This window comes from Nocardia sp. CA-128927 (assembly GCF_050955855.1).
Classification (GTDB): Bacteria; Actinomycetota; Actinomycetes; order Mycobacteriales; family Mycobacteriaceae; genus Nocardia.
In genome coordinates, this window is record NZ_CP192087.1 from 7,124,093 (window position 1) to 7,147,542 (window position 23,450).

The following is a 23,450-nucleotide window of genomic DNA, read 5'->3' on the forward strand; positions in this document are numbered from 1 at the left end:
CCCGTTGGTCGTGGCGGCGGCTAGGGGGTTGCCGCCGGGTCGGTGATGGGGAGGGGCCAGCGGTCGATGTGGGCCAGGGTGTCGAGACCAGTGCCGGCCAGGGCCGAACGGGCTTTGGCGACATAGTGTTCGGCGTAGCGGGCGGTGGGGTGTAGGTGCTGGGCTTCGGCCAGCCAGCCGCTGGCTTGGCGTTGGACCTCGGCGCGGGACGAGGATTGTGCGGCCTCGAGGAGGGTGCCGCCCAACCCGGGGGCGATGATCATGGCGGAACCGAGGTGTTGCAGACATCGCGCGGTGCCGAGCTTGTCGTCCAGGGTGCGGTAGGCGGTCAGCGCCTGCTGCCAGCAGCGCAGTGCGCGGCGGAACCCACCGCGCGCCCACCACACGACGCCCAAGGTTTCGTGGATCTGCGCGCGACCGTCGGGGTCGCGGCCGGTACGGGTCAGCGATTCGGCCAGTTCGAGCCGGTCCTGCGCGGCGTCGAGCCTGCCCTGATGGATATGCACGACGGCCAGGTTGATGAGCGCACAGACCTCGCCCGCCACGTCTTCCCGTGGCAGCAACCACCAGGACGCCTCCAGCTGGTCGGCCACCGCGGCGAAGTCGACTGGTCGGCGCTGGTTGCCGGGCGCCACCGTCAGCAGGCGTAGCGCCGCATGGTGTTCCCAGCGCGCGGCAAGACTGGTGGACAGGTTGCGGGGACGGTAACGCTTCGGCCGCCCGTCCAACCGACCTGCCCGCATGAGTGCCAGATCATGTTGCAGCACAACCTTTTTCAGGCCGTTGACGTCGCACAGTGCGGCAGCCAGCGTGGCCTGGCACGCCCCGTCGCCGATGCGGGCGTACCACGCGTCCAGTGCGTCCCCGATCCGCACCAGCTCTCCCGCCGCGGTAGCCGGTATCTCGGTACCGCGCGACGCGCAGGCGGTGACGAGCTTGTGCAGATCCGGCTCCTGAGCTTCGAACCAGCGTCGTGCCCCCGCGGCGAAACGCACCGAATCCAGCGCGAACGCCCACCGGGTGGCCTGGTCGGCGTAGTAGTGCAGCAGCGCGGTCACCGCCATCGGCCACTCCGGGCCGGTGATCACCGCGCTGCGCCGGGGCTCCAGCGGCGCCCTGCGCAATCGATAACGCTGTGCACCAACGATTTCCACCCTGGGCGGGTCATGCTCCAGCAGTTCGCGGAGCAGCACCGGGGCAGTCGGTCGCGGCGCACCCTGTGCAATCGGCAGCCGAGCCGGTGCGTCGAGCGCGGCGGTCAACACGGCAAGCAATGCGGCCGTTTCGAACTCGTGCACGGGCAGATCCCGCACTACCGCGATAACCTCATCGTCCCACGCTGTCTCGATGTGCAGTTCATACGCCGCCGCGGCGGCAGCCTCCGCCTCCTCCTCCGCTGCCGTCGCGGGAACCTTCACCCCCGGTTCGACCAGATCAGCGATCATTGCGAGTTCGTTTGCCGTGCGGATCCTTTCGCGATACCGCTGCACAAACCGGTAGCCGACGTACACCGCCGCCGCGGCGACGACCAGCACCGACAGCCACCGCAATGTCCCCGCCGCCACCTTGACAGCGGGACTCTCGCCGAGTGAATTCAGCACCAGATTGCGCGCCAACTCGAACAGCAGCGCGTAGGCCACCACCGACGCCGTACCCAGAAACCCCTGCCAGATAGAGGATCTCGGCGTGCTCGGCTCGACCGACGGTGCTTCCTCCCGCCGCTGCGACTCGCCGGGTTCACTCATCGCAACACACCACCGGTCAGGCCGGGCACCAGCCAGCGCCGCCAGGTGGCAAGCAACAGCGCGACGGGCAGGATCGCCGATATCAGCGCGCCCGCCGCCAATTGGGCGGAGTTCTCGGTGAATTGGCGTGCTTCACCCCAGAGCAGCAGTGACCACGGGGTCGCGCCCGCGCCGCTGATCAGCAGGCCGATCACGAAATCGTTCCAGACCTGGATGAATTCGAGCACCGCCACCGCGCCGAGGGCCGGACCAGCCGATGTCAGTACCCGTCGAGCGATCGTTCCTGGACCGGCGAGGCCGTGCAGGGCGTCGGCGGCCGGGCTGCCGGGCGCGGCCAGCAGCGCGCCGCGAAGGACGAGAATGGCGATCGGCAGACCGGCCGCCGCGTGCAGCAGGATCAACGGAATTCGGGTGCCGGAGAGTCCGTAGGTGTCGATGAAGGTGTTCACGGGGCCGAGGTAGCTCTGCACCGGCAGCACCGAGAGCACTACCAGGGAGACCACCGCGATACCCGTGGCGGGACGGTTCGGGCGAAGTGCGGCAAGCCGATACGCGACCGGCACCGCGGCGGCCACCACGACGAGGGTGGACAGCGCGGCCACCCACGCGGTCGTCTCCAGCGAGCGCAGCAATGCCGGGTCACGCCACATGCGCGTGAGCGCGCCGAAACCCCAACCGTTCCGATCCTGCAACAGCGCCAGGATCAGCGCGACGATCGGGCACAACACCACGGCCGATACCACCAGCATCCCCAGGACCCGCAGCAGTTTCGGCGGTTGCCAAGCCACTTCCCCCGTCCGCTCTCGCGGCGCGGACCAAGTGGTCTGATGCCTGCCCACATCGTGCTGCAGCACCCAGGCCAAGAATCCGACCAGCACCGCGAGCGGCAGTCCGTAGGCCGCCGCGACACCCGCGTCGACATCGGAGTCGACGGCCAACCGCCACCAGTGCACGGTCGCGCTGTCGACCTGGTACTGCATCGAACCCGGCACCCCGATCAGCACCACGTCGAACACCCTGGCCGCGGCAACACCGATGGCAAGGCCGACGACCAACACGACGGGGCGCAGCAATACATAGAGCCGCACCGGCAATGGTTTCTTGCTGTCCCGCAGCTGGCCGGAGCGGGCCGGATCGGTCTCGATGGCATGGATACCGGCGCGGAACAGCCCGGTGACGAAGCCGAGCCAGGTCCACAGGAACGCGCAACCCAGCATCGCCGCGAACCAAATCCGATAGGCCGCAACGCTTTCGATCCCGATCCGGTCTCCGAGATACTGGAAGATCAGCCGAAAGGCGACACCCGACACCACCGCCGAGATCCCGAACGGCACGATCAGCGGCCGCCACAGCCACGTCGAATCCTTTCCCCACCAAGCGATTCCCAGTGCCACCACCAGCAGCACGACCCCGAACAGCACCCACACCAGGGTGCGCAGATACGCCCAACTGCCGTCCCGCCCCAGCGCGGTCCCGAGCAACCACAACCCCGCCGCGACCAGCCCCAGCAGAATCGGCGACAGCCCCCACGGAACTCTCGCGAGGTAACGACCCCGCGCCGGATTACTCCAGTACCGCCGGTGTCGCACGAGCTGCGTCAACCCGACCGCGCCGACCGCGACGAGCAAACAGGAACCGGCGACCGACGGCCGCGCCCGCACCGCGATCACCACCGTCCACACCACCGGCACCGCGACCAGCGACACGGTCAGCACGGTCGCAGGCAGCCCGGCTACCCAACCGACCCACCGCCGCGGATGACTGCCCGCCACCAGGGGCCCGCGCATCCGCCGGGTTGCGAGCTCCAGCCGCAGCTTGTGCGCCTGGTAATCAGGCGGAGCAGCCCTCGCCGCATCGGCGCCCGGCCCGGTCATCGCCGCCCCCGATCCACCGCGTCTAGGGCTGCGATCGCACGATCGGTCGCCTCATCGAGCCGTTCGGTCTTTCCGTCCCCGACCGCAGTCAGGAAGTCGGTCAGTATGCGCCACAACCCGTTTCGGCCACCGACCGCACCGATCCGATCGGACAGGTCGAACGCGCTGCGGGCACTCAGAGTGCGGGCCGATGGTTCGAGGTACGGCGAATACCGAGCGTCCGTGCGAAGGTTCGGGGCGATGAATCCGCCGTAGTCCTCGATCCAGGGCAGCGGTGCCGACGGAGCGGCAAGTGCCGCAACCAATCCCATGGCGCGGTCGGCGGCCGACTCGGTCACCACCATCACATCGCCGCCGACGATCCGTGGCGGACCCTGCTGGGCCGCGACGGCCGGGAACGCGGCGACGCCGATCACGTCTTCCGCGCGCCGGCCCGAACGTTGCACGGCGGCACGGACTATCGGCTCCGCGAAGTCCGCCTCCACTACCATCACCGCGCGCCGGTGCTCGAACACCTCGCGCACGGCGTCCGGAAACTGGTGGGTCAAGGCAGCGGCGATACCCCCGGGAAACGCGTGCCGGTGTCCCCACAGCGAACCGAGGTGACCGAACGCGGCACGCACCGCGGGACTCTCCCAGGTGCGATCATTCCTGGCGGTCGCCACCTCGTCGTAGATCCTGGGTGATTCGGCGAGCAGCGCGTTCTCGAACACATCGGTCAGCACCCAGCCGTCCGCCGCGCCGAGGGCGAGCAGCCGCACCGGGGTCTCGGCGAGCACCTCCATCCGGTCCAGCCAGTCCGCGAGGGTCCAACGCGCCGGGTCGCCGAGACCGTACTTCTCGACGAGTTGGCGGTCGTACCAGACCATCGACTTGTCCGCGGCCTTGAACGGCACGCCGTACGGTTTTCCGTTGTGCTGCAACAACTGCCGCCAGATGTCCGGGTAATGCGAGCCGAGTTCGTCGGTCCACAACGCCTCGGCAACCGGCCGCAGTTTGCGCTGTTCGGCCAGCGGGCGTACCCGGCCTGCCTGCGGCAACATCACGATGTCCGGCGCCGATCGCCCACCCGCCGTGAACGCGGTCTCGATTTCGTCGCCCAGCGGCACGACATCCACCTGGTGGTCGTAGCCGAGGCGGGCGAGCACCGCGCGGAACGCCGCGAGTTCGGAACCGCTCCACGACACCCCGATGCGCACCGCACCGGGGTTGCCGAGCAGCAGATCCGGTGCACAGGCGGCTGCCAGCGGCGCGACCAGCGCCACTTGCAGTAGTTCCCGCCTAGTTCGCATAACCCCCGGGCCCCGCCTACTTCTGGAGAACGCCTACTTCGAGAAGTTCTCCGGCGGCTGCCACGGCCGACCGTGCGGGTCGTCCGGTCGGTAGGACGGCGATTGCTGCGGCGGCTGTTGCGGCTGCTGTTGGGGAGGCTGTTGCTGCGGCAGCTGCTGTTGCGGCGGCTGCTGCGTCTCCTCCTGCGGCGGCGGGTAGGACTTCTCCTGCGCGGGCATCACGGCCTGATGCGGCGAGGCCTGGCGCGGTGCGGCGGGCGGCGGGCTCATCAGACCGTCCACCGGCTTGCGAGCGGTCTCTTCCGCCGCGCGGACCGCGCGTTCGATGGCGGGGTCGGGTGCGGTGTCGAACCAGTCCGCGACGTCTTCGGAGTCGTCCTCCACCTTGGTCGGTTCGCCATCGGAGGTCGGCGCCTCGTAGCGGAAGATGCCGTCCTCGCCCTTGTTGCCGAAGCTGGTGGCGAACCCTTCGAGCGCCTTGCCGAAGTCGCTCGGCACCAGCCACACCTTGTTGGCGTCACCACGCGCGACCATCGGCAGCGTCTGCATGTATTGGTAGGCAAGCAGTTCCGGCGTCGGCTTGCCGTTTTTGATTGCGGCGAAGACCTTTTCGATGGCCTTGGCCTGACCCTGCGCCTGCAGGTAGGAGGCGGCCCGCTCACCCTGCGCGCGCAGGATGCGGCTCTGCCGTTCACCTTCGGCCTCCAGGATCGCCGACTGCTTGGCGCCCTCGGCGGACAGCACCTGCGCCTGCTTGGAACCCTCGGCCATCTTGATCTGCGATTCGCGGGTGCCCTCGGCGGTGAGGATCATCGCGCGCTTCTCCCGGTCGGCCTTCATCTGCTTTTCCATCGACTCCTGGATGGACGCGGGCGGATCGATGCTCTTCAGCTCGACGCGCGCCACCCGCAGACCCCAGCGCCCGGTCGCCTCGTCGAGCACGCCGCGCAGCTGGCCGTTGATCTGATCGCGCGAGGTCAGCGTCTGTTCCAGGGTCATACCACCGACCACGTTGCGCAGCGTGGTGACGGTGAGCTGCTCGACCGCGGCGATGTAGTTGCTGATCTCGTAGACCGCCGCCTGCGGGCTGGTGACCTGGAAATAGACCACGGTGTCGATGTGCAGCGTGAGGTTGTCCTCGGTGATCACCGGCTGCGGCGGGAACGACACCACTCGCTCGCGCAGATCCACCTTGGCGCGGATGCGGTCGGCGAACGGGACGAGGAACGTCAGCTGGCCGGACACCGTGCGCGAATACCGGCCGAGCCGCTCGATCACCGCCGCCTCGGCCTGCGGCACCAGCGCGATCGACTTGAACACCACCACCACAACCAAAAGCACGAGTACGGCGGCAACGATCAGTACAGCCATTACGGCCCCTTCCAGACGACGGCGGTCGCGCCTTCGATCCTCATGACATACACCTTCGTACCCGGTTCATAAACCTCGGACTCGTCCATCGGCCGCGCGGTCCAGACCTCTCCGCCCAGTTTCACCTGGCCGGAGTGCGCGCCCACCTCCTCCAGCACCAGCGCCGACTTACCCTGCAGCGCATCCACGTTCGTCGGGGTCGGCGGCGGCGTGCCGAAACGGCGCCGCAGCAGCGGCCGCACACCGAGGAACAGCACCAGCGTGAGCACGCCGAACACGATGGCATCCACCACCAGCGTGGTATCCGCGACCGCGCTGACACCCGCGGTGCCGAGCGCGGCGACACCGAGCATGAGCAGTGTCAGGTCCCCGGTGAGCATCTCGGCCGCCGCGAGCAAGATGCCCGCGACCAGCCAAACTATTGCGGCCACGAAACCACTCTAGTGCGCGGGTGATGATCTCGGGCCGCACTGACACGACTACAGATCTCGGGTGAATCACGAATCGCGTGGCCGTGTCGCGCGGACGCGCCCGCCGGGCCGATGTATCGAAATCGCCAGCGGCGGTGCTAGCTTCAGGCGGGTGAGCGGGCATAACAGCTATGGCGGCGACATCTTCGCCGGACACTCCCGAGCGAAAAAGCGGGCGGTACCGCAGGTCACGGCGGACCGCGACCTGGTCGTGGAGGACGCGGCCAGCGGATTCTGCGGCGCCGTGGTGGGTTTCGATCGCAGCTACGACGGCGAGTTCGTGAAACTCGAGGACGCGCGCGGCGCGGTGCGACTGTTCGCGCTGCGCGAGGCCGCGTTCCTCATCGACGGCGAACCGGTGACGTTGGTCCGGCCGACGGCCGCCGCGCCGAAGAAGGAGACGCGCTCCGCGTCCGGCTCGACCCGGGTGGAGGGTCTGCGCGCCCGTGTCGCCAGGACCAGCCGGATCTGGGTGGAGGGCGTGCACGATGCCGCGCTGGTCGAGCGGGTCTGGGGACACGACCTGCGGGTCGAAGGCGTGGTCGTCGAGCATCTGGAGGGCTTGGACAATCTGGGCGAGCGGCTCACCGAATTCGCGCCCGGACCGGGCCGCCGGGTGGGTGTGCTGGTGGACCATCTGGTCACCGGATCCAAGGAAACTCAGCTCACCACCGGGCTCGGCGCGAACGTGCTGGTCACCGGTCATCCGTTCATCGACGTCTGGCAGGCGGTGCGCCCGGCGACCGTCGGGATCGCCGCGTGGCCGGACGTACCACGCGGCGAAGACTGGAAAACCGGCATTTGCGATCGATTGGGTTGGGGCACCCCGCAGGAGGGCTGGCGACGGGTCTACAACGCCGTCGAGTCCTTCCGCGACTTGGAGGCACCGCTCATCGGGGCGGTCGAACGGCTCATCGACTTCGTCACCGAACCGGAATAGCAGGTCCGCGGGGGTGCCTCGCACCGCTGCTCAGGAATGCCCTTTCCGGGAATGCCCGCGAATAACCGTCACCCTTTATGCTCGATAATTATGTGCTCTCCTAGTGCGACGCTGACGGTGTGGGCCGGCTCATGGCTGGCCGGCTGTAGCGCGCCCGACGACGTATTGGAGGCCCTGCACGCGTGGGCACCCCAGCACACCATCGCCGCCGGTGACCCGGTCACCGGTGGCCGCACCGACCTGCCGTGGTCATCCCGCGGCAACCTGCCCGGTACCGGAATGATGGCGCTGCTCAAGGTGATTCGCGAGAGCATGGCGCAGCCCGGCGCCCAGCTGCGGCTGGTGCTGCCGGTGCCCGGCGACGTGCGCGGCCTGCCCACCGGCACCGCCTTCGCGGCCGACGCGATCGAGGCGGAGGAGGGCCTGCTGATCGGCGTGCCCGGCACCGAAGGCACCGGTCTGATCCCGCAGTGGACCGACGAGGACACGCTCCAGTGGGCGGTCTACAGCACGCCGATTCCGCCGGTGCCCGGCCAGGACATGTCGCTCGGCGAGGCGGAATACGCGATGCGCGAAGCGGTCCGCGATGCCGCCGACGCGCTGTTGCAGTTGCACACCACGTCGGTCGGTTCGGCCGACTCGGATCCGCGCGAGCTCATCGAGGCCGAGCTCGCCGACTACTCCCGGCACGACTATCCGGGCTCGATCCCGTTGCGCGCCAGGAAGATTCTCGATACGGCGGATCATGTCGCGGCGATACTCACCGTGGCGCAACGGGAACCAGCATCCTCGCCGACGTCGGCCAGCGCGATCGGCGCCCAGGAGTCACTACTACGGCCGTTGTGGGACGCGATCCGCGCCGCGCGGCTGGTGGCTATTCATGCGGCGGCCCGTAGTACGCCGTGAGTTCGAGCACCCTGGGCTCGGCAGCGCCTCGCGACGTGTGCGGCATGGCCGTGACCAGGCGAAACAGCCGCCGCAGCGATCTTTCTGATTGAATGAGTCGACCCCCTCCGGCCCTCTCAGCAGGCGGTATGACATGAACCTCCCGCGTCGCGGTGCCGCGACCCTCGTCGCCGCGCTGATCGCCCTCGGCCTGCCCGCCGCCGCGCCTGCGTCGGCGATCGTCGGCGGCACGGAAGCCGAGGCGAGCGCCTACCCGTGGCTGGCCGCGGTCGGCAGCCCGCTCTTCTTCACTCGCCCCTCCGGGCAGTTCTGTGGCGGCGCGCTCATCGCGCCCGACCGCGTACTCACCGCGGCGCACTGTGTCGAGCTGGCCCAACTGGTCTCGCAGGCGGTGACCGTCACCTTCGGCCGCACCGACTTACGTGCCGACGACGGAGTCAAGGTGCACGTCAAGGACATTCGCATCCACCCCGGCTTCCACGACACCGACTTCGACGGCGAGACCGTCCATCACAACGATCTCGCCGTCCTCACGCTCGACCAGCCGCAGCCCGGTCCGTTCGTGAAAGTCGGTGCGGCGCAATCGAACACCGGCACCATTCTCGGCTGGGGCGCTACGTCGGAGGCCGACGAATCCAACACCCACCTCCGTAGCGCCACCGTCCCACTGGTCCCGGATGCCGACTGCGCCGCGGCCTACGGCTCCGCGTTCGATCCGAACGACATGCTGTGCGCCGGTTCGCCCGAAGCCGATTCTGCCCAATACGACAGTGGCGGGCCACTTCTCGTGGACGGCCAGCTGGTCGGTCTCACCTCATGGGGCAAAGGTGCTGCCCGCCCGGGGTTTCCGGGGGTTTACACCAAGCTGTCCGCCGTCATGTTCTGATCGTCGGACTGCTGCCCGCACGGTTCAGTGCTGTGCCGGCGGCTGATAGGGCTGCTGCGGATACTGCTGTTGCACTGGATGCGGCTGCTGCGGCGTGTACGGCTGCTGCGGGTATTGCTGTTGCGGCGCGTACTGCTGGCCCGGGTAGGGCTGTTGTCCGGGGTACTGCGGCTGTCCGGGGTACTGCTGCTGCGGCGGCGAATACTGTTGTTGCTGTGCAGGATATGACTGCTGCCCGGGATACTGCTGCTGCCCCTGGTACGGCTGCTGTCCGGGATACGGCTGCGGATTGTGCTGCTGCGGCTGTCCCTGCTGATTCGGGCTCGTGTCCTTACCTTTGTACGCCCAGATCGCGACCCCGATGCCGATCACCACGATTCCAAGGCACACCGAGCCGACAATCCACCCGGAAACCCCACTGCCACTCCCGCCACCGCCACGGCGCCGGGATTCGTTCGACTCGAGTGCGCCCACCCACACACTGCTGTCGGACCAGACCTGCGGATCGAGCAGCCCGGTACTGGTCAACATTTCGGTATAGATCATCCAATTTCATCTTTCGCCCCGCTTCGGCTTTCTCCGAAGGCGGGTCCGATGCTATCGCAGCCCGATTCGCGCTATTTCCCGGCCGCAACCGGTCGTTTCGGCGGCGCACAGCAACCCACGGCGCAGGGCGTGCCATTCAGCGTGCAACCGAAGCCGGGTACCTCGCCGAGGTGACGAGAGGCGGTGTCGTTCAACTGCTCATCGATCAACTCGACGACCAACCGGGCGAAGCGCGGGTCGGTGCCGGGGGTGGCGGCGCGGGCGAAAGCCATGCCGAGTTCGGCGGCTTTCTCTTTCGCCTCGTTGTCCAGATCCCAGATCACCTCTAGATGATCGGAAACGAAGCCGACCGGGCAGACGATGACGGCGTCGACATTCTTCGCCGACAGATCGTCGAGGTGGTCGACGATGTCGGGGTCGAGCCATGGCACCTGCGGCGGGCCGGACCGGGATTGCCAGACGAGGTCGTAATCGGTGAAACCGGTTGCGGCGGCAGATAATCGGGCCGCCTCGGCAACCTGGCGGCTGTACAGATGACCACCGTCAGCAGGCGGGCCCGCAGTAGTGTCCGCACTGACCGGAATGGAGTGCGCCGTGAAGACGAGACGCACACCGTCGCGACGCTCGGCCGGAAGTTCTTCCCGCGCCACCCGAATGGCGTCGGCGAACGCCTCGATCAACAATGGATGATCGAAGTACTGACGCAACTTCACCAAATCCGGTGCGCCCGCACCGAAAGCGGTTCGAGCCCTGGTGATGTCCTCGTGATACTGCAGGCAACCCGAGTAACCACCCCACGCGGACGTGGGGAACACCAGTGCCGAGCGAACACCGTCGGCGGCCATCCGCGCGACGGTGTCCTCCACCATCGGAGCCCAATTCCGATTACCGAAGTACACCGGGAGATCGATTCCGGCGGTGGCCAATTCGGCCTCGACCGCCGCGATGATGTCCCGATTGAGCCCGTTGATCGGCGAGACTCCGCCGAAGTGCAGGTAGTGCTGTGCGACCTCTTCGAGACGTTCGCGCGGCACTCCCCTGCCCCGAGTGACGTTCTCCAGGAACGGCATCACGTCCTCGGGGCGTTCCGGGCCGCCGAAGGACAGCAGCAGAAGTGCGTCCGCAGCCCGACCCACAATGCCCTCCTAGGAGATCAGTTGATCGACATGCCTTCGGGGAACCAGGTGTTGTGGCTGGCTCCGCCGTCGACGTAGATGATCGACGCGGTCGTGCCGGGCAGCCAGTCCGACAGCAGCGCGACGATCGACTTCGCGACCACCGTCGGGTCGTCGACGTCCCAGCCGATCGGCGAGGCGCCGTCCCAGTACTCGTTGAGCTGGTTGAGCTTGGCGGCGTCGTCGGTCGCGGTGCCCGCGATGGCCTTGGCCGCGAGGGTCTTGATCGGGCCGGCGGCGATCAGGTTCGAGCGAATCTTCTTGGCGGCGCCCACCTCTCGCGCCACGTACCGGTTGACCGACTCGAGCGCGGCCTTGGCCACACCCATCCAGTTGTAGTACGGCATCGCGGTGCGCGGATCGAAGTCCATGCCGACGATCGAGCCGCGCTCGTTCATCACCGGCAGCACCGCGCGGGCCAGCGACGCGTAGCTCCACGCGGAGATCTCGAATGCCTTGGCGGCGTCCGGGCCGGGGCCCTCGAGGAACGGACGCGCTTCCGGACCCATCAGGGTGCGCGGCGCGAACGCGATCGAGTGCAGCACGCCGTCGACGCCCTCGGGTGCCAGCTCGCGCACCTTGTCCGCCAGCGCGCCGAGGTTTTCCTCGTTGGTGACGTCGAGCGGGATGGCCGGGGGGACCTCTTGCGGCAGCCGCTTGGCGATCCGGTCGATCAGCCGCAGCCGCTCCGGAATGCCGGTGATGATCACCTTCGCGCCCTGCTCCTGCGCGACGGCGGCCGCGTGGAACGCGATCGACGAGTCGGTGATGATGCCGGTGACCAGAATGGTCTTACCTTCGAGCAGTCCGCCCATAAGTTTTCGGTTCTCCTGGAGTCGAGTGTGGAATTGCTTGCGGCCGTCGAGGTTTCGCCGGCCGCAGGGTCCGTCAGGTCAGTGGCCCATGCTCATGCCGCCGTCGACCGGGAGGATCGCGCCGGACACGTAGCGGGAGTCCTCCGAGGCCAGGAAGCTGACCACGGCCGCGACGTCCTCCGGCTGGCCGAGGCGCTGCAGCGGAATGAACTTCTTGGCCATATCGCGCAGATCGTCGGGCAGATCCTTGGTCATATCGGTCTCGATGAAACCCGGTGCGACGACGTTCGCGGTGATCGAACGCGAGCCGAGCTCACGCGTGATGGAGCGCGCCAGGCCGATCACACCGGCCTTGGAGGAGGCGTAGTTGATCTGTCCAGCCTGTCCGCCGAGGCCGACCACGGAGCCGAGGAAGATCATCCGGCCCCAACGCGCCCGCAGCATCGCGCGGTTGGCCCGCTTGGCACAGCGGAACGCACCGGTCAGGTTCGCGTCGATGACCCTGGTGAACTGCTCCTCGGTCATCCGCATCAGCAACGTGTCATCGGTGATACCCGCGTTCGCGACGAGCACCTCCACCGGACCCTGCTTCTCTTCGACCTCGGTGAACGCGGCGTCGACCGAAGCACTATCGGTCACATCGCATTTCACACCGAACAAGCCGTCCGGCACCCCCGAGCCGCGATGCGTGACAGCCACCTTGTGACCGTCGGCAAGCAGCCGCTGCGCGACCGCGAGACCGATGCCGCGATTACCGCCGGTGACGAGGACAGACCGGGATGTGTTGTTCGACATGACGGACAACCTATCTGGTGAGGTTCGGACGCCGCGCCTTGGCTCCAGGAAGCGCTTGCGAGCCGCGAATGCGCGAGGCCGCACTCCTTGGTGGATGCCACAGTCGCATGGCGGTTACGGCAGGCGTTGACGATAAAGCAAACCGGTGACGACGCCCGCGGCGACCAGCAGCATGCCGAGCAACAACCAGGGCCTGCTCGCGTCACCCCGAGTCATCTCGTAGCCGATCTGCTGTTCGAGAGTGTCGTAGACGGCGGTCAGTTCCGCGAGGCTCGACGCGGTATAGAAGTCGCCGCCGGAGAGCTTGGCGATCTCGCGCAACGAGTCGTTGTCGACCGGCACCTTGACCCGCTGTGAACCCTGTCCGTCCTGGTCAGGGATCTCCACCGACCCCCATTCGGTGCCGAACGAGATCGTCGAGACCGGCACGCCCTTGTTCTTGGCGAGCCGCGCGGCGGTGAAGCCGTGCCGCGGATTGTCGACGTCCTTGTCGTCGGGCACGGTCTGCTTGCCGTCGGACATCAGCACGATGCGCGCGGGCGGTGGGGTCTCCGCACCGCCGAGCACGGAGGCCAAAGTGTCGATGGAATTGAGCGCGGTGAAGATGCCTTCACCGGTCGCCGTGCGTTCCGCGAGCTTGATGTTGTCGATAGCGGCCTTGACGGCTTCCCGGTTCGTGGTCGGCGAGACCATCACCGAGGCGGTGCCCGCGAAGGTGACGAAGCCGAGGTTGATGCCGGGGGTGAGTCCGTCGACGAACTCCTTGCCCGCCTTCTGCGCCACCTGCAGCCGGGTCGGCGGCACGTCGGTGGCCTCCATGGACAGCGAAACGTCCATCACCAGAATGACGGTCGCGCGATTGCGCGGCACCTTCTTGACCGCCGTCGGCCCGGCGGCCGCGACGGTGAGGAAGACCAGGCCGACCAGCATCAGCGCGACGGGCACGTGCCGGAACTGGCTCGGCCGCGACGGGGCGACCTTCTCCAGCAGCTCCATGTTGCTGAACTGCAGCATGTGCTTGTGCCTGCTGCGCTGGACCAGGATGTAGCCGAGCGCGATCAGCGCGACGACGGCCAGGAAACCGAGCCAGATCTGCGCGGTGAAATGCGAAATACTCACTGGCGTGGCACCCGCCCGGTCGGGGCGCCCAAGCTGTGGCGCCGGGTGGACACGAACCGGACCACGTCGGAGATCCAGTCCCGATCGGTCTGCAGGGTGAGCACCGGGGCGCCGCAACTGCGCAACGCCTCTTCGACCTGATCCCGATGCCGTTGCGCGGCGGCCGCGAAATCGGCGCGCAGCGTGGGGGTCACGCTGAATTCGCGGGTGCGCCCGGTCTCCGGGTCGTGCAGCACGACGTCGCCGACGTCGGGCAGCGACAGGTCGCGCGGGTCGAGCACCTCCACCGCGAGCAAGTCGTGCCGCGCCGAGATGGCACGCAGCGAACGCTGCCAGTCGATGTCACCGAGGAAGTCGCTGATGATCACCGCGAGGCCGCGCTTGCGCTGCGGGCGACGCAGCGATTCGATGCCGCCGCGCAGATCGCCGCGCACGCCGTCGCGGGCGTGCGGGGTGGTCGCGATGCTGCGCAGCAGCGACTGGGCGTGCACCCGCCCGCTGCGCGCGGGCACCCGGACCAGTTCCTCGCCGGTCGCGACGACGGCGCCGATCCGATTGCCGCCACCGCTGGTGAGGTGGGTGATCGCGGCCGCGGCGGCGATGGCCAGGTCGCGCTTCTGGCACAGCGCGGTGCCGAAGTCGAGGCTGGCCGACAGGTCGACGACCATCCAGGTTTCCAGCTCACGGTCGGCGATGGTCTGCCGCACGTGCGGATGGGTGGTGCGGGCGGTGACCGACCAATCCATCTGCCGCACATCGTCACCCGGCTGATAGGTGCGTGCCTCGCCCGGCTCGGAGCCGGGGCCGGGGATCAGGCCGAGGTGGTCGCCGTGCAGCACGCCGTCGAGCCTGCGGCGCACCGTGAGCTCGAGCGTTTTCAGCGCCGCGGTCAGCCGCGGGTCGGTCAGCTCGCCCGCATGGAACGAGGGCGGAGCGTGCGAGGACTTGGCCACGGGCGGAAGCGGTTCCGGCGCCGCGGTCACTTGTTCTGAACGTTGCCGGCGGGCTGGGACTGCTGCCCGTTCGGCGCCTGCGGCACGGGCTGCGGGACGCCCTGCTGCGGTTGCTGCGCGGGCTGCGGCGGCGCGCCCTGCGGCCCGTTCTGCTGCGAAACCTGTTGCGGCGCACCGGAACCGACGGCAGGTGCGGCGGGCGCACCCGGTGCGACGGCCTGCGGCGCGACCTGCGGCATGCCGATGGTCTGCAGCACCCGCTTGATCACTTCCTCGGGGCTGATCTCGTCGGCCAGCGCGTCGTAGGACAACACGAGGCGGTGGCGCAGCACGTCCGGGATCACCTCGACCACGTCCTGCGGCACCACGTAGTCGCGGCCACGGATCAGCGCGACGGCGCGGGCCGCGGCGATGATGCCGAGGCTGGCACGGGGCGAGGCGCCGTAGGCGATCCAGCTGGCCACGTCCTGCATGCCGAAGTCGGCGGGCTTGCGGGTCGCCGCGATCACCCGGACCACGTAGTCGACCAGCGCGTGATGCACGAAGGTGTTGGCCGCGACCTTCTGCAGCCGGACGACCTCCTCCGGCGTCAGGATGCGCGAGGCCTCCGGCGGGGTGACACCCATCCGGTAGATGATCTCGCGCTCCTCCTCGACCGAGGGGTAGTCGACGACGACCTTGAACAGGAAGCGGTCGCGCTGCGCCTCGGGCAGCGGGTACACGCCCTCGCTCTCGATCGGGTTCTGCGTCGCCATCACCAGGAACGGGTTGGGCATCGGGTAGGTCTTGCCGCCGATCGACACATGCCGCTCGGCCATCACCTCGAGCAACGCCGACTGCACCTTCGCGGGCGCGCGGTTGATCTCGTCGGCGAGCACGAAGTTCGCGACGACCGGGCCGAGCTCGGTGTCGAATTCCTCGCGGCCCTGCCGGTAGATACGGGTACCGATGAGGTCGGTCGGCACCAGGTCGGGGGTGAACTGCACCCGGGAGAACGAGCCGCCGATCACCGTGGCGAAGGTCTCCACGGCCAGCGTCTTCGCGATGCCCGGCACGCCTTCGAGGAGTACGTGACCACGCGCGAGCACGCCCACGAGCAGCCGCTCGACCAGTCGATCCTGGCCGACGATTACCCGCTTGACCTCGTAGATCGCCTTCTCCAGCAGCTGGACGTCACGCTCCAGGGTGCTCGGCGTGGACGCAGGCGCATCTTTCGCCAAATTCGCCCCGCTCACAGCTGCGTCTCGCTGGCGCTCAACTCCACTGTGCGCGGAGCGCGCTGCGCCTTCGGTTCGCTCGCTGCGCTCGCTCACACCGTCTGTCGAAGTCACCAACATCCCCGCTTTCGCCTTGGTCCTGTGCGTGCTGCCACAACTATTCCAGGTAATGGCCGTATGTGCCGCAACCGGACCCGACATGAAGGGAATTCAAAGCTTTCACGTGTCCGGTTCGGTGTGCATGGTTCGGCAGGTACGTCGGGCCCTCGGCCCACCCGAGAAGTGAGCGTCAGCCGACGATCCGCACCGCGTAGGGCATGATGCCACCCTCGCGCACCGACGTCACCCGGACGACCTCGCCCGACTCCGGCGCCTCGATCATCTGCCCGTCGCCCAGGTACAGCGCGACGTGCTGACTGCCGCTCGCGCCCCAGAACAACATGTCACCGCGGGCGCGCTGGTCCACCGGTACGCGAGTGCCCGCGTTGTACTGGTACCCGCTGTAGTGCGGCAGCGAAACCCCGATCCCGGCGAAGGCGTAGATCATCAGGCCGGAGCAGTCGAAGCCGACCTTGTTGTAGTCGCCGTAGCTGTCGGCGACGCCGCCGTCGCGGATGCCGAGCGTCGGCCCGTCCTCGTCGCCGCCACCCCAGGCGTAGATGACGCCCAACTGGGACATCGCGCGGTCGACCACCGTCTCGACCGCCGCGGAGCCGCCGATGGACGGCAGGCTCGGACGCGGGGTGCTGCGGTGCGGTGCGGGTGAGTTCTCCAGCTGGGTGTGCGGGCGCTTGCCGTCGCCGAGTTGCCCGGCCCGCCCCTGCGCGTTCTGGTCAGCGGACGCGCGGGCCGCCGCCGCGGCTGCCGCGGCACGCACCGCGGCTTCCTCCGCCTTACGCTGCTGCTCCCAGTTCTGGTATGCGTCGCGCTGTCCTTGTAGTCCCGCCACGTTCTGGCGCGCGAAGTCCAAGCGGCCCTGCGCATCCTGGCGCTGGCGTAGCAGGTTGTCGCGCTGCACCGTCTGCTGATCGAGCGCGGCCTTTGCGGCGACCACCGCCTGCTCGGCGTCGCGCTTGGCCTGTTCGGCGGCCGCGGCGGCCGCGTCTGCGTCCGACTTCGCTTGGCGCGCACTGGAATTCTTGTTGCCCTGGTCGATCTGGGCGCGGCGTAGGCCATCCAGGACCTGCTGCTGGTTCTTCGAGACCAGGGCCAGGAGCTGGGCCTGATCGAGAGCGGCGGCCGGGGTGGCCGCGGCTAGGTAGACGACCATCGACTCGGCGGCGGGGCGGGTGTAGGCCTGGGCGGCGAACTGGTCGAAGTTGCGCCGGGCCGCGCCGACTCGTGTTCCGGCGTCGGCCAATTCGCGCTCGGTGTCGAGGACGACGGCGGCGGCCGCGTCGGCGGCGTCGCGCGCGTTCTGCAGATCGACCAGGGCCTTGTTCACTTCTTCGCGCTTGCGGGCGACCTCGCCGTCGAGTTGCTGCAACTGCTGGTCGACCACGGCGACCTGATTGATGAGCGCGCCGACCTCGGTCACGCCGGCGTCGACTTGTGCTCCGGCATCGGCGATCTGGCCGTCACTCGGGTTCGGCGGTGCGGGCGGCACCGCAACGGCAGGACCCGCCAGTACTACGACGACCGTCACCAGCAACCCCAGAGCGATCCCCAGCGGACGCCGATATGCGGCCACGCCGTTGTTGCGCATCGCACCTCCCAAGGACCTGACTCCGGCAACGCCCTACGAGCACCAACCTCCCGCGTCCTCGCGCATTCGCGCTCGCAAGCGCTCCGAGCAAGCTCGAGGTGGTCGGCAGATAACCCCTGACAACACTTCTTCCCCATCGGTAACTACACGACCGTACGACACTTCAGTCACCAAAGGAACTCCAGCCACAGAATGACAGGCGCGTAATTTTGCCTTTGCCTGAAATTAGCCGGATGTGGCAAAGGTTTCCGAGCGGTAGAACATACCGGTCGTCAGGGAAAGTAACTGGTTAGAAACCAGCTATGCGGTAGAGGCCCGATCGCCTTCGGAATCTGAAACGCTTACCGGCGTGGCGGGTTCGGCACGCCGACGCGACTTCACGAAGTAGAGCCCGATCACCACGGCAGCGGTGCCCGCGAGCAACACACTGGCGATCACGGTCCACGAAACGGCCGACGGCTGCTCCAGCTTGTCCACGAAGTGCTGCGCCGCCTCGGCGGAGTGCCCGCCGTTGAACTTCGCCTTGTCCTCGGCCCACTCCAGGCGGACGCGGGAGATGGTGTCGCTGTAGGTGCCCGCCCAGTCGTCGCTCAGCACCAGGACGGTGCCATGCTGCGTGCCGCCGATCTCGGTGGCCAGGTCACGCAGGCTTTCGTGGCCCGGAGCGCCGGGCACGACCACGATGTTCAGCGGGATTCCGTGCGCCCTCGCGTCGGCGGCGACCGCGGCCAACTCCGTCTGATCCTTGCCGTCCACCGTGGCGACGTGATTGTCGGCCAGGTCGGCATTGATGGTGGTGACGGTGTCCTCGGTGACACTCGGCGGCAGTTCGGCGGCCATGGGTGTGAAAACCGAGGTGTGCGAGACGGTCATCTTCCATCCGGTCTGTCGAGCCGCATCGGCATCCGAAGCGACGTGCATCCAACACTGCGAGGTGAGCTCAACACCCCCGGCTGGCTCCGAAAGCACAGTACGCGACGGAGAGTCGGTGCACGCGCAGACCGCATGCGACGCGCCCCCGTGCAGCTCGGCGCGGGGCCTGGAGCACACTTATCGGGCAGCCCCCGTGCGCTCACAGGACAAGCGTACTGTTAAGGTCATAGCGCGAGGAACCGGCGCACTCGAGCGCTGGAGCACCTGCAAAGACTCGGTCGCCGGCACAGCCCCGCCGACGGCCAACCCTCACAGACGAGTGGAGCTGACGTGACGACAAGTATCGATACTTTCGGCGCCAAGGGCACCCTCGAGGTCGGAAGCAACTCCTACGAGATCTTCCGCCTCTCCGCCGTGCCCGGCACCAAGAAACTCCCCTACGCACTCAAGGTCCTCGCGGAGAACCTGCTCCGCACCGAGGACGGCGCGAACATCACCGCGGATCACATTCGCGCCATTGCGGATTGGGACCCCTCGGCCGAGCCGAGCATCGAGATCCAGTTCACCCCGGCCCGCGTGATCATGCAGGACTTCACCGGCGTGCCCTGCATCGTCGACCTCGCCACCATGCGCGAGGCCGTGCAGACCCTCGGCGGCGACCCGGACAAGGTCAACCCGCTCGCACCTGCCGAGATGGTCATCGACCACTCGGTGATCATCGACGTGTTCGGCCGCGCCGACGCGCTGGAGCGCAACGTCGACATCGAGTACTCCCGCAACCGCGAGCGCTACCAGTTCCTGCGCTGGGGCCAGGGCGCGTTCGACGACTTCAAGGTCGTCCCCCCGGGCACCGGCATCGTGCACCAGGTCAACATCGAGCACCTGGCCCGCACCGTGATGGTCCGCAACGGCCAGGCCTACCCGGACACCTGCGTCGGCACCGACTCGCACACCACGATGGTCAACGGCCTCGGCGTATTGGGTTGGGGCGTCGGCGGTATCGAGGCCGAGGCGGCCATGCTCGGCCAGCCCGTCTCGATGCTGATCCCGCGCGTCGTCGGCTTCAAGCTGACCGGTGAGATCAAGCCGGGCGTCACCGCCACCGACGTGGTGCTCACCGTCACCGACATGCTGCGCAAGCACGGCGTGGTCGGCAAGTTCGTCGAGTTCTACGGCAAGGGCGTCGCCGAGGTGCCGCTCGCCAACCGCGCGACCCTGGGCAACATGAGCCCCGAATTCGGTTCCACCGCAGCGATCTTCCCGATCGACGAGGTGACCATCGACTACCTACGCCTGACCGGCCGTACCGACGATCAGCTCGCGCTGGTCGAGGCGTACGCCAAGGAACAGGGCATGTGGCACGACGCCGAGCACGAGCCCACCTACTCGGAGTACATGGAGCTCGACCTCGGCGACGTGGTGCCGTCCATCGCCGGCCCGAAGCGTCCGCAGGACCGAATCCTGTTGTCGGAGTCCAAGACCGCGTTCCGCAAGGACATCCACAACTACACCAACGACGCGGAGAGCGGCCCCGCCGCCGTCACCCCGCACACGCACCTGGACGAGGCCATCGAGGAGTCCTTCCCGGCCAGCGATCCGGCCGTGCTGTCCTTCGCCGATGACGACGCGGTGCTGATCCCGTCCGCCGCGAACGGTGCGGTCGGTCGCCCGAGCAAGCCGGTCAAGGTCTCCTCGGAGGAGTACGGCGACTTCGTGCTCGATCACGGCGCCGTGGTGGTCGCCTCGATCACCTCCTGCACCAACACCTCCAACCCGTCGGTCATGCTCGGCGCCGCGCTGCTCGCGCGCAATGCCGTCGAGAAGGGTCTGACCTCCAAGCCGTGGGTGAAGACCTCGATGGCGCCGGGTTCGCAGGTCGTCAACGACTACTACAACAAGTCGGGCCTGTGGCCCTACCTGGAGAAGCTCGGCTTCTTCCTGGTCGGCTACGGCTGCGCCACCTGCATCGGCAACACCGGCCCGCTGCCGGACGCCGTGTCGAAGGCGATCAACGACAACGACCTCTCGGTCACCGCGGTGCTCTCGGGCAACCGTAACTTCGAGGGCCGCATCTCCCCCGACGTGAAGATGAACTACCTGGCCTCGCCGCCGCTGGTCATCGCGTACGCGCTCGCCGGAACGATGGACTTCGACTTCGAGACCGACCCGCTCGGCCAGGACGCCGACGGCAACGACGTCTTCCTGAAGGACATCTGGCCCTCCTCGAAGGAGATCGAGGAGACCATCGGCACCGCGATCAGCCAGGACATGTTCATCAAGTCCTACGCCGACGTGTTCAAGGGTGACGAGCGCTGGCGCGGGCTGGAGACCCCTGAAGGCAAGATCTTCGACTGGGACACCAACTCCACCTACGTGCGCAAGCCGCCGTACTTCGACGGCATGCCGCAGGATCCGGAGCCGGTCACCGACATCTCCGGCGCTCGCGTGCTGGCCCTGCTGGGCGATTCGGTCACCACCGACCACATCTCCCCCGCGGGCAACATCAAGGCGGGCACCCCGGCGGCGCAGTACCTCGAGGGTCACGGCGTCGAGCGCAAGGACTACAACTCCTACGGCTCGCGTCGCGGTAACCACGAGGTGATGATCCGCGGCACCTTCGCCAACATCCGGCTGCGCAACCAGCTCCTCGACGACGTCTCGGGCGGTTACACCCGCGACTTCACCCAGGACGGCGGCCCGCAGGCCTTCATCTACGACGCCTCGCAGAACTACCAGGCCGCGGGCATCCCGCTGGTCGTGCTGGGCGGCAAGGAGTACGGCTCGGGTTCCTCGCGTGACTGGGCCGCCAAGGGCACCTCGCTGCTCGGCGTGAAGGCCGTCATCACCGAGTCGTTCGAGCGCATCCACCGCTCCAATCTCATTGGCATGGGCGTCATTCCGCTGCAGTTCCCGGCCGGTGAGTCGGCCGCGTCGCTGAAGCTGGACGGCACCGAGACCTTCGACATCGAGGGCATCACCAAGCTGAACGAGGGCACGACGCCGAAGACCCTGAAGGTCACCGCCACCAAAGAGAACGGCGAAAAGGTGTCGTTCGACGCCGTGGTCCGGATCGACACCCCCGGTGAGGCCGACTACTACCGCAACGGCGGCATCCTGCAGTACGTGCTGCGCAACATGATTCGCGGCTGATCACGCACACGCCGTTAGTCGAGGGTCCGCGCACCGCGTTTTCGCGGTGCGCGGACTTCTCACACCTCTTGGAGGAGCACGCCCGCTATGCCCAAAGTCAGTGAAGATCACCTCGCCGCCCGGCGCAGCCAGATTCTCGACGGGGCGCGGCGCTGCTTTGCCGAATACGGGTACGAAGGGGCGACGGTCCGCCGTCTCGAGGAGGAGATCGGGCTGTCGCGCGGCGCGATCTTCCACCACTTCCGGGACAAGGACGCGCTGTTCCTCGCGCTCGCGCAGGAGGATGCCGAGCGGATGGCCGATGTGGCAGCCAACCAGGGCATCGTCGGGGTGATGCGGGACATGCTCGCGCATCCCGAGCAATTCAATTGGCTGGGAACGCGTTTGGAGATCGCGCGGCGATTGCGGACCGATCCTGAGTTCCGTGCGGGGTGGACTCAGCGGTCGGCCGAACTGACCGCCGCGACGCTGGCTCGGTTGGAGCGGCGGAAGGCGGCGGGGGCGTTGCGCGATGACGTGCCTACCGATGTGTTGCTCGGGTACCTGGATCTGGTGCTGGACGGGCTCATTGCTCGGATCGCATCCGGCCATACCAACGAAAACCTCACCGCGGTACTGGATCTCGTCGAGGCCTCGGTCCGCCGACGCGACTGAGCCGCACCACTTCTGATTTCCCGCACCGAGAATCGCATGCGATTCTCGGTGCGGGAAATCAAGAGGCGTGCGGGTAGTCGGCGCGACATCCGACCTCAGAAGGTGTCGTTGATGTAGTCGGCCGCGTCGGTCGTCCACAGGTGATCGGTGCCCGGCATGTTGTGCCCGGAGTACAAAACGTGCTGACCGTCCGGCCATGGGGTGAGGTATCCGATGAGGCCGCGGACGGCTGTCGCGTAGCGGTCCAGATTCGTGATCGGATCGTGCATGAGCCATTCGAGTAGCTCCGCGAAGATCAACGGACCGAGGTTGCCGATGCGGGCACCCTCCAGGAACGAGAACGGCGAGATGCCGACGTCGATGAACCGGAGCGGCGAATCGGCGGGCGCGGCGGTGATGATGTCGCCGGGATTGGCGTACTCGCGAACGGCGACCGCGCCGGGCCACGCCCCGCGCTGGCCGTGCAGGCCGAAGGTCGACGGCGGGCACAGATTCCCCACCGACTCACCCGCCCGGCGCAACGGATTGGCGATGTTCACCGCGAACGCGATCTCCAGCGGCGTCCCATTGGTGTTCTTGTAGATACCCGAGCGCACTCCTTCCAGAATGCGGCTCGCACAGATCCCGCCGAGCGAATAACTCAGCAGCCCACAGACATTCGGCGAATCCTGGATCGCCTTGACGCCCGCCGCGGTCCCCAGCCGCACCGACGTGTCCAGCGACGACCCCCAAACGTCCGGCGACGGCCCCACCGAGGCGGGCCAGTTCGGCTCGAAGAACGAGAACCGTTCGGTATCGAGCAGTTTCGTGACGTCGTACAGCATTCCCGCGGGCATCCCGTTCGAGTTTCGCGGCTCGCCGGTCCCGCGGAGGGTGATGATGTCGATCATCGGTTGTCTCCTAGCGCACCACACCGAGGTTTTCGGCGCAGAACCTCACGGTAGGCCCGCAAAACACCTGGCAC

20 protein-coding genes are annotated in these 23,450 nt (G+C 67.7%); 5 read left to right on the forward strand and 15 right to left on the reverse strand.

Annotated features, from left to right (window positions below):
- Window positions 1-20: 20 nt before the first annotated feature.
- Genes ACQPW1_RS32695 through ACQPW1_RS32715 form a run of 5 tightly spaced genes read right to left on the reverse strand, consistent with a single transcriptional unit; the run spans window position 21 to window position 6,713 of the window.
- A complete protein-coding gene (locus ACQPW1_RS32695) occupies window positions 21-1,745 on the reverse strand; it encodes a hypothetical protein (protein WP_433655711.1) in 1,725 nt (574 codons plus the stop codon).
- Window positions 1,742-3,619, reverse strand: a complete 1,878-nt coding sequence (locus ACQPW1_RS32700; RefSeq protein ID WP_433655713.1) for a hypothetical protein — start codon at window positions 3,617-3,619, stop codon at window positions 1,742-1,744. Before ACQPW1_RS32700 ends, ACQPW1_RS32695 begins: the two co-directional genes overlap by 4 nt.
- Window positions 3,616-4,911, reverse strand: a complete 1,296-nt coding sequence (locus ACQPW1_RS32705; RefSeq protein ID WP_433655714.1) for an ABC transporter substrate-binding protein — start codon at window positions 4,909-4,911, stop codon at window positions 3,616-3,618. The genes ACQPW1_RS32700 and ACQPW1_RS32705 overlap by 4 nt, the downstream gene beginning before the upstream one ends.
- A gap of 33 nt (window positions 4,912-4,944) precedes the next feature.
- Complete coding sequence (locus tag ACQPW1_RS32710; protein ID WP_433655715.1) at window positions 4,945-6,282, reverse strand: SPFH domain-containing protein; 1,338 nt, start codon at window positions 6,280-6,282, stop codon at window positions 4,945-4,947.
- Entirely contained in the window at window positions 6,282-6,713 is a 432-nt protein-coding gene (locus tag ACQPW1_RS32715; protein ID WP_433655716.1) for an NfeD family protein, read from the reverse strand. The genes ACQPW1_RS32710 and ACQPW1_RS32715 overlap by 1 nt, the downstream gene beginning before the upstream one ends.
- A 151-nt stretch (window positions 6,714-6,864) precedes the next feature.
- Here ACQPW1_RS32715 and ACQPW1_RS32720 point away from each other — a divergent pair, with 151 nt between their 5' ends.
- From ACQPW1_RS32720 to ACQPW1_RS32730, 3 genes are all read left to right on the forward strand, one after another.
- Entirely contained in the window at window positions 6,865-7,692 is an 828-nt protein-coding gene (locus ACQPW1_RS32720) for a DUF3097 domain-containing protein (RefSeq protein ID WP_433655717.1), read from the forward strand.
- Between the two features lie 90 nt (window positions 7,693-7,782).
- Entirely contained in the window at window positions 7,783-8,598 is an 816-nt protein-coding gene (locus ACQPW1_RS32725; RefSeq protein WP_379289165.1) for a hypothetical protein, read from the forward strand.
- Window positions 8,599-8,731: 133 nt separating this feature from the next.
- The gene (locus ACQPW1_RS32730; protein ID WP_433655719.1) at window positions 8,732-9,484 is read left to right on the forward strand and encodes a serine protease; all 753 of its coding nucleotides are present in this window, start codon (window positions 8,732-8,734) and stop codon (window positions 9,482-9,484) included.
- Window positions 9,485-9,508: 24 nt separating this feature from the next.
- Here ACQPW1_RS32730 and ACQPW1_RS32735 read toward each other — a convergent pair whose 3' ends face one another.
- From ACQPW1_RS32735 to ACQPW1_RS32775, 9 genes are all read right to left on the reverse strand, one after another.
- Window positions 9,509-10,030 carry a hypothetical protein gene (locus tag ACQPW1_RS32735; protein ID WP_433655720.1) on the reverse strand — a complete coding sequence of 174 codons (522 nt, stop codon included), beginning with the start codon at window positions 10,028-10,030 and terminating at the stop codon, window positions 9,509-9,511.
- Between the two features lie 71 nt (window positions 10,031-10,101).
- Window positions 10,102-11,166, reverse strand: a complete 1,065-nt coding sequence (locus tag ACQPW1_RS32740; protein ID WP_433655721.1) for a ferrochelatase — start codon at window positions 11,164-11,166, stop codon at window positions 10,102-10,104.
- Between the two features lie 17 nt (window positions 11,167-11,183).
- Window positions 11,184-12,020, reverse strand: coding sequence for an NADH-dependent enoyl-ACP reductase InhA (inhA, locus tag ACQPW1_RS32745; RefSeq protein WP_433655722.1), 837 nt, complete (start codon window positions 12,018-12,020; stop codon window positions 11,184-11,186).
- Window positions 12,021-12,098: 78 nt separating this feature from the next.
- Window positions 12,099-12,815, reverse strand: a complete 717-nt coding sequence (gene fabG1 / locus ACQPW1_RS32750) for a 3-oxoacyl-ACP reductase FabG1 (protein WP_396967095.1) — start codon at window positions 12,813-12,815, stop codon at window positions 12,099-12,101.
- Window positions 12,816-12,929: 114 nt separating this feature from the next.
- The gene (locus ACQPW1_RS32755; RefSeq protein ID WP_379289151.1) at window positions 12,930-13,934 is read right to left on the reverse strand and encodes a VWA domain-containing protein; all 1,005 of its coding nucleotides are present in this window, start codon (window positions 13,932-13,934) and stop codon (window positions 12,930-12,932) included.
- On the reverse strand, window positions 13,931-14,887 hold the full coding sequence (locus ACQPW1_RS32760; protein WP_433655724.1) for a DUF58 domain-containing protein: 957 nt from the start codon (window positions 14,885-14,887) through the stop codon (window positions 13,931-13,933). Before ACQPW1_RS32760 ends, ACQPW1_RS32755 begins: the two co-directional genes overlap by 4 nt.
- Before the next feature lie 26 nt (window positions 14,888-14,913).
- Window positions 14,914-16,224, reverse strand: a complete 1,311-nt coding sequence (locus tag ACQPW1_RS32765) for an AAA family ATPase (RefSeq protein WP_433655725.1) — start codon at window positions 16,222-16,224, stop codon at window positions 14,914-14,916.
- Between the two features lie 169 nt (window positions 16,225-16,393).
- On the reverse strand, window positions 16,394-17,809 hold the full coding sequence (locus ACQPW1_RS32770; RefSeq protein ID WP_433655727.1) for an NlpC/P60 family protein: 1,416 nt from the start codon (window positions 17,807-17,809) through the stop codon (window positions 16,394-16,396).
- Between the two features lie 300 nt (window positions 17,810-18,109).
- Entirely contained in the window at window positions 18,110-18,682 is a 573-nt protein-coding gene (locus ACQPW1_RS32775; RefSeq protein ID WP_433655728.1) for an Rv1476 family membrane protein, read from the reverse strand.
- Between the two features lie 330 nt (window positions 18,683-19,012).
- Between ACQPW1_RS32775 and ACQPW1_RS32780 the strand changes: the two genes are divergently transcribed.
- Window positions 19,013-21,832, forward strand: a complete 2,820-nt coding sequence (locus ACQPW1_RS32780) for an aconitate hydratase (RefSeq protein ID WP_433655729.1) — start codon at window positions 19,013-19,015, stop codon at window positions 21,830-21,832.
- 87 nt (window positions 21,833-21,919) lie between these two features.
- Complete coding sequence (locus ACQPW1_RS32785) at window positions 21,920-22,486, forward strand: TetR/AcrR family transcriptional regulator (protein WP_357392088.1); 567 nt, start codon at window positions 21,920-21,922, stop codon at window positions 22,484-22,486.
- Between the two features lie 95 nt (window positions 22,487-22,581).
- Here ACQPW1_RS32785 and ACQPW1_RS32790 read toward each other — a convergent pair whose 3' ends face one another.
- Window positions 22,582-23,376 (reverse strand): hypothetical protein, encoded by a 795-nt coding sequence (locus ACQPW1_RS32790; RefSeq protein ID WP_433655730.1) that lies wholly within the window; start codon window positions 23,374-23,376, stop codon window positions 22,582-22,584.
- Window positions 23,377-23,450 lie beyond the last annotated feature (74 nt).